The following is a 6,347-nucleotide window of genomic DNA, read 5'->3' as shown; positions in this document are numbered from 1 at the left end:
CGCTGGGCCTGTCCAGACGCGAGATCCGGGAACTGGCGGACATGTTCCCCGAAATCGCGCCCCGCCTGGCTTCCTGAACCCCGGCGGCACCTTCAATAAACCGTGATGCCCTGGCCGCCGCGCGGAAGGCATGCGCGGATGGCTGTGGATTTTACGTCACACTCCACGCGGCAATTCCACCAGCATGCCGCCGCATGCCCCCGCCCCGCGGCGGATTTACGCCCATGTGCGCGCTGCAATGCAGGCACAATATATGTCCATCAGGTGGCTAGCGGATTGCACAACAGCAATCCCATGCTAGAGAGTGACGCAAGAAAGGGCGTTCGCGCCCGGTTCAGGATTCTTGCAAACGCATTGGGCCAGTCCGCCATGCCACCACGGCGGAGAAGCGAAGACAGAGGAAGCGGAAACGAGCATGCGCGCAGAGACAGGATCGAATTCTTGGTCGTCACGCCCGTTCCCGTCTTTGCGCCGCTCGGCGCTCCGTGTCGTGGGGATGACGCTTGGCCTGCTCGGGCTTGCCGCCTGCGCGGCCCCGCCCCCTACCGATCCGGACGCCCTGGCTGAATACAAGGAAGCCAACGACAAGTACGAGAAGCTGAACCGCAAGGCCTTCAACATGACCATGTGGGCCAACAAGTACACCCTGCGCCCCGTGGCCAAGGCCTATATCTGGGCCGTGCCGCGCCCGCTGCGCAATTCGTTCGGCAGCCTGTACCAGACCATGAACGAGCCGGTCGTGTTCTTCAACGATGTCGGCGCGGGCAAGCCGCGCCGCGCGGGTGACGCCTTCGTGCGCTGGTGCATCAACATGACCGCGGGCATCGGCGGGCTGATCGACGTGGCGAATTACGCAGGCTACACCCATCACGACAATGACGCCGGGCTGACACTGGCGACATGGGGCGTGCCGTCGGGGCCTTACCTGTTCCTGCCGGTGCTGGGGCCGTCCTCCTTCCGTGACGGCGTGGGATACGGTATTGATGTCGGGCTATCACCGTGGAACTACGTGCCGCGTGGCTATGGCCTGCTGACCTTCAACTGGGCCTACAACATCATGGGCACCATCAACGGCATGGCCACCAATGTCGATGCGCTGGACCAGGTGATGAAGGATTCGCTTGATCCCTACGCCACCATCCGCAGCGCCTACCAGCAGCAGCGCAAGGCGATAGCGGAAAACATCAAGAACGACCGCCGGGCCACCGTGCCTGACTGGTACTCAAACAGATAACCGGAAAAAAGGGACATAGCGATGCAGACACCCTTCCCCCGTCGCCACGCACTGGCTCTGCTGGCAACATGCGCTGCCGCCCTGCCCGCTGCCCCGGCATGGGCGGTTGATGCCCTTACGCAGGCCCGTTCCTTTGTCAGCATGTTCGGCAACAAGCTGGTCAACATCGTCAACAGCGATCTTTCACTGGAAAAGAAGAAGCAGGACATCCTGCCCCTGCTCAACGAGTATGTCGATGTGGACGCCATCGCCCGCTTCTGCCTTGGCCGTTACTGGCGCACCGCCACCCCCGAACAGCAGGCCCGCTACCTCAAGCTGTTCCATGATGTGCTGGTCAACGCCATCACGGACAAGATCGGGGATTACCGTGGCGTGACCTTCGTGGTCGGCACCAGCGCCCCGGCGGGCGATGACACGGCCGTATCCACCGTCATCAACCGCCCTGGCCAGCCCGGCGCGGATACGCAGTGGATCATCAGCACCAGCAGCGGCAGCCCGAAGGTCGTGGACGTGGTGGGCGAAGGCGCCAGCCTGCGCCTGACCCAGCGGCAGGATTACGGCTCCTTCATCGCGCGTAATGGCGGCAATGTGGATGTGCTCCTGCACGCGCTTGAAAAGCAGATCGCCAACCATCACTGACTGGCCATGCCCGCATCCCCATCAGGGTGCGGAGGGACCGCCCACGGACGTTCCGGAAACCGGAACGCCGCCTTTTAAAAAAGGCGGCATCCAAGAATTTTCATTTTCATCAATATATTATTGAAACAGGCGTTAATGCAGGGATCTGGAATTCCCTGCCGGGCGCAGGCTCTGATAAAGCAGGATATCGGGGCCACATGCCTGTGGCGGCGTACCACATACGCTCATGCCCGCGCCGCCAAAAACCTGACGGGCCACAATATCGCTTTCCCGCACATAGGAAATGGCCCGCCTGACCCCGCCTTCATGCGCGAAGGCCAGCGCCAGACTGGCGGCCTCACGCGAAAGCCCGGTTTCGTGTTCATGCGGGAAGATGGCGAAATGCAGTTCGTGGCACTCGGGCGAAGTGGCCGAGGCTGCACGCCCGCCACGCCGATAAACCGGCCCTGCTGGCGCACGGCGAACATGCCCACGCCTTCACGCCCCCATGTCATGAGATCGGTCATCATGTCCCGCTCACTCAGGACACGGTTGCGGACACCGCCAGCCAGCCGCCCCGTTACGGTGGCGCTGGCCTTGAGCCGGACAATATCTTCCAGATCCCCCCAGGAGACCGGATCAAGCTGTAACCGGCCTGTCTGTATGCGGTATCTGCCACCCATGGCTGCCTCCGTCACGGCAGGAATTACGACCTGCGGTTATTGAGGCAGATAACAGGCCGGGTGGCAAATGGAATCAGCGTTCGATGGGGCGGTACTTGATCCGGCTCGGCTCGGTCGCATCGGGGCCGAGACGGCGGCGCTTGTCTTCCTCATACGCCTGGAAGTTGCCTTCGAACCACTCGACATGGCTATCCCCCTCAAAGGCGAGGATATGGGTCGCCAGACGGTCAAGGAACCAGCGGTCATGGCTGATGATGACCGCGCAGCCCGCGAATTCGGCCAGTGCATCTTCCAGCGCGCGCAGGGTATCGACATCAAGGTCGTTGGTCGGTTCATCGAGCAGGATGACATTGCTTTCACGGCGCAGCATCTTGGCCAGATGCACGCGGTTGCGCTCACCACCCGACAGCACGCCCACCTTCTTCTGCTGGTCCGCGCCCTTGAAGTTGAAGGCCCCCACATAGCGCGCGACGGCACGGCGCGCTTGCCCAGATAGATCACGTCCGTCCCGCCGGAGATTTCCTCCCACACGGTCTTGTCGTCATCCAGGCTGAAACGTGACTGGTCCACGTAACCCAGCTTGACCGTCTCACCAATGGTCAGGGTTCCGCTATCGGGCGTTTCCTGCCCCATGATCATCTTGAACAGGGTGGACTTGCCCGCGCCGTTCGGCCCGATCACGCCCACGATGCCACCGGGCGGCAGCTTGAAGCTCAGGTCATCGATCAGCAGGCGGTTGCCGAAGCCCTTGCGCAGATCCTCGGCCTCGATCACGGTGCTGCCAAGGCGCGGGCCGGGCGGAATGACGATATCGGCCACGCCCCCCGCCTTTTCGTTGTTCTGGGCCAGCATTTCCTCATATCGGGCGATACGGGACTTGCTCTTGGCCTGACGCGCCTTGGGGGAGGAACCGATCCATTCCTGCTCCGCCGCGAGGGCGCGTTGGCGGGCGCTTTCCTCTTTCTCTTCCTGCGCAAGGCGCTTGCGCTTCTGCGTCAGCCACGAGGAGTAATTGCCCTCGAACGGATAGCCACGGCCACGCTCAAGCTCGAGAATCCAGTTGGTGACGTTATCGAGGAAGTAACGGTCATGGGTAATGACCATCACCGTGCCCTCGTAATCACGCAGGGTCTTTTCCAGCCACGACACGCTCTCGGCATCAAGGTGGTTGGTCGGTTCGTCCAGCAGCAGCAGGTCGGGCTTTTCCAGCAGCAGGCGGCACAGGGCCACGCGGCGGCGTTCCCCGCCCGAGAGCTTGTCCACCGGGCTGTCTGCGGGCGGGCAGCGCAGGGCCTCAAGCGCGATTTCCAGCCTGCGGTCCAGTTCCCAGCCATCGCCCGCGTCGATCACTTCCTGCAGTTCGGCCTGTTCGGCCAGCAGGGTGTTCATCTCGTCATCGCTCATGGGTTCGGCGAACTTCATCGAAATCTCGTTGAAGCGGTCCACGGCCTTTTTCAGCTCGCCAAAGCCCAGCGCCACGTTCTCGCCAACCGTCAGGCTTTCATCCAGCTTGGGTTCCTGTTCCAGATAGCCCACGCGTGCGCCCTCGGCGGCCCATGCCTCGCCACCGAATTCCTTTTCCACGCCTGCCATGATCTTGAGCAGCGTGGATTTACCCGCCCCGTTGACGCCCAGCACGCCAATCTTGACGCCGGGCAGGAAGGACAGGTAATGCCCTTGAAGACTTCACGCCCACCCGGATACGCCTTGGTCAGGTCCTTCATCACATAGACATATTGTGTGGCGGCCATGACGGTCGGCTCCTGATAACTGAGAGATTAAAGTGGCGGATCACCCGCACGGCCCGCACGGACGCGGCGCGCCCGGCCACCGTGCCGCATGCTAGAAAGCCTGCGCCCGGCAGGACTTGAACCCGCAACCAAGCCGTTATGAGCGGCCCGCTCTAACCAATTGAGCTACGGGCGCGCAGGCAGCCCCTGATCTCGCGCATGTGGAAGGATTTGGCAAGGTCCATCCATGCTTTTCCCTACATTTTTTCCATGCCCCGCGCAGCGGCGCGCATCGGGGCGGCGTTCGCGATCCGGCGTGTGCGGGTCCGGCCGCCACAGAACATGACTTGCGCACAAATCGGTGCGGGCTATACGGTCACCCCGTCAGATCACGCCGGGGCGGCAGCGTCGCGGCACGTAATGAAAAAGACAGGCGGCAGGAGGCCTGACATAATGGACGTATCGAAGATTTCACCCGGCAGGGACGTACCAAACGACATCAATGTCGTGATCGAGATACCGCAGGGTTCCGGCGTCAAATACGAAATCGACAAGGACAGCGGCGCCGTGGTGGTGGATCGCATCCTGTTCACGCCCATGGTCTATCCGGCCGCCTATGGCTTCATTCCCAACACACTGGCCGCCGATGGCGACCCGACCGACGCGCTGGTGCTGATGCCCGCCGCCGTGGTGCCGGGCTGCGTGGTGCGCGCGCGCCCCATCGGCATGCTGAAGATGGAAGACGAAAGCGGGCAGGATGAAAAGATCATCTGCGTCCCGCACGACAAGGTGCATCCGTATTATTCCAGGGTGGAAAAGCTCGAAGACCTGCCCGAGATCGTGCTGAAGGAGATCGAGCACTTCTTCACCCGCTACAAGGATCTGGAAAAGGGCAAGTGGGTCAAGGTTTCCGGCTGGGCGGACAAGAAGGCCGCCGGTGAGGCGATCCTTGAATCCATCAAGGCCGTAGCGGCCAAATAAACCTCTGAGCACCCCGCCGGGCACGCATGGCCCGGCGGTCAGGCCACTTCCGACAGGGCGGGCCGCCCCCCGCAGGCGACAAGCTGGCCGATCAGCGAGTGATAGCGCGCCAGATAGGCCCGCATGTCCAGACCGTCCTCCGCCTGCGCGCGCACCCGCATGCGCAGGCGGCGCGCCAGACGCCGGTCTTCCAGCAGTTCCAGCACGCCATCGGCAATGCGCCGGGGTTCAAGGAAGGGCACCAGCCGCGCGGTGTAGCCATCCTGCACGAACTCCTCCACCGGTGCGGTCCGGCTTCCCACAATGGCGCAGCCACAGGCCATGGCCTCACGCAGGGACCATGACGCCACGAACGGATATGTCAGGTACACATGCGCATCCGACCGCTGGAGCAGGCGGCGGAAAGCGCCATGCTCCACCCGGCCCGCGAAATGAACCCGCGACAGATCCACGCCCGCCCCCCGTTTCCGCCAGCATGTGCTGCCGCCATGTCACGCCACCGGGCGCACGGCCGCCATAGCTGACGCCATCCCCCCCCACCATAATGACCCGCACGTCCGGGCGCGCCCGCAGGATACGGGGCAGCGCGCGCATGAAGACATGGAACCCACGATAGGGTTCCAGATCACGCGCGACATAGGTCACAAGTTTTTCACCCGGGCGGACATGAATGTCACCCAGGGTAAAGGGGCGCATGCGGGCGTGGGGCGCGGGCGCGCATTTTTCCAGATCCACGCCCTCCGGCATCAGGGTCAGGCGTCCGCGCGCCCAGTCGGGATAGGTATCGCGCTGGAAACGGGTGGGCGTCTGCCCCCAGCCCGACCCGGCAAGGGCCAGCAGGTTCAGGCTGTTACGCGCGCGCACAAGGGGGGCCACGCTGGCGGGCGGTATAAATTCCGGGTCGAATCCGACATCGAGACCGGTGGGATGATAGAAGAATTCGTAATATCCCAGCATCGGCACATCGGGGTACACATCGGCCAGTTCCAGCATCTCGCCCCAGCCATGGTGGCCGATGATGATGTCGGGCACATATCCCAGCCCGCGCAATGTGCGCGCCGCGCGCGCCACCTCCGCCGCGCGCTGCATGCCACGGGCCAG

General features: G+C 63.2%; 4 protein-coding genes, 1 tRNA gene and 2 pseudogenes. 3 read left to right on the top strand and 4 right to left on the bottom strand.

The features are described from left to right. The first annotated feature begins 496 nt into the window (after window positions 1-496). Together JCM25156_RS08080 and JCM25156_RS08075 are read left to right on the top strand one after the other, a co-directional pair. Window positions 497-1,234 (top strand): MlaA family lipoprotein, encoded by a 738-nt coding sequence (locus tag JCM25156_RS08080; RefSeq protein WP_025812716.1) that lies wholly within the window; start codon window positions 497-499, stop codon window positions 1,232-1,234. A 21-nt stretch (window positions 1,235-1,255) separates the two neighbouring features. After that, window positions 1,256-1,873 carry an MlaC/ttg2D family ABC transporter substrate-binding protein gene (locus JCM25156_RS08075; RefSeq protein WP_025812715.1) on the top strand — a complete coding sequence of 206 codons (618 nt, stop codon included), beginning with the start codon at window positions 1,256-1,258 and terminating at the stop codon, window positions 1,871-1,873. Window positions 1,874-2,097: 224 nt separating this feature from the next. Here JCM25156_RS08075 and JCM25156_RS22650 read toward each other — a convergent pair whose 3' ends face one another. From JCM25156_RS22650 to JCM25156_RS08060, 3 genes and pseudogenes are all read right to left on the bottom strand, one after another. Beyond that, window positions 2,098-2,535: a GNAT family N-acetyltransferase gene (locus tag JCM25156_RS22650; protein WP_242402548.1), complete on the bottom strand. Its 438-nt coding sequence runs from the start codon at window positions 2,533-2,535 to the stop codon at window positions 2,098-2,100. A 73-nt stretch (window positions 2,536-2,608) separates the two neighbouring features. Next, window positions 2,609-4,286 (bottom strand): annotated as a pseudogene (gene ettA / locus JCM25156_RS22645) (energy-dependent translational throttle protein EttA). A gap of 101 nt (window positions 4,287-4,387) precedes the next feature. Beyond that, window positions 4,388-4,461 (bottom strand) — tRNA-Ile (locus tag JCM25156_RS08060). A gap of 257 nt (window positions 4,462-4,718) precedes the next feature. Here JCM25156_RS08060 and ppa point away from each other — a divergent pair. Further along, on the top strand, window positions 4,719-5,246 hold the full coding sequence (gene ppa, locus JCM25156_RS08055) for an inorganic diphosphatase (protein WP_025812714.1): 528 nt from the start codon (window positions 4,719-4,721) through the stop codon (window positions 5,244-5,246). 38 nt (window positions 5,247-5,284) lie between these two features. On the opposite strand, the pseudogene JCM25156_RS22640 reads toward ppa, so the two are convergent. After that, window positions 5,285-6,347 (bottom strand): annotated as a pseudogene (locus tag JCM25156_RS22640) (glycosyltransferase); the annotation flags it as partial.

The sequence above is a fragment of the Komagataeibacter kakiaceti JCM 25156 genome, assembly GCF_000613305.1.
Note: the sequence above shows the minus strand (reverse complement) of the source record. Positions and strands in the feature narration are given on the sequence as shown.

Excerpts from the sequence above, each read along its gene's own strand:
- JCM25156_RS08080 (WP_025812716.1), top strand. The coding sequence starts at position 497 with ATGACGCTTGGCCTGCTCGGGCTTGCCGCCTGCGCGGCCCCGCCCCCT.
- JCM25156_RS08075 (WP_025812715.1), top strand. The coding sequence starts at position 1,256 with ATGCAGACACCCTTCCCCCGTCGCCACGCACTGGCTCTGCTGGCAACA.
- JCM25156_RS22650 (WP_242402548.1), bottom strand. The coding sequence starts at position 2,535 with ATGGGTGGCAGATACCGCATACAGACAGGCCGGTTACAGCTTGATCCG.
- ppa (WP_025812714.1), top strand. The coding sequence starts at position 4,719 with ATGGACGTATCGAAGATTTCACCCGGCAGGGACGTACCAAACGACATC.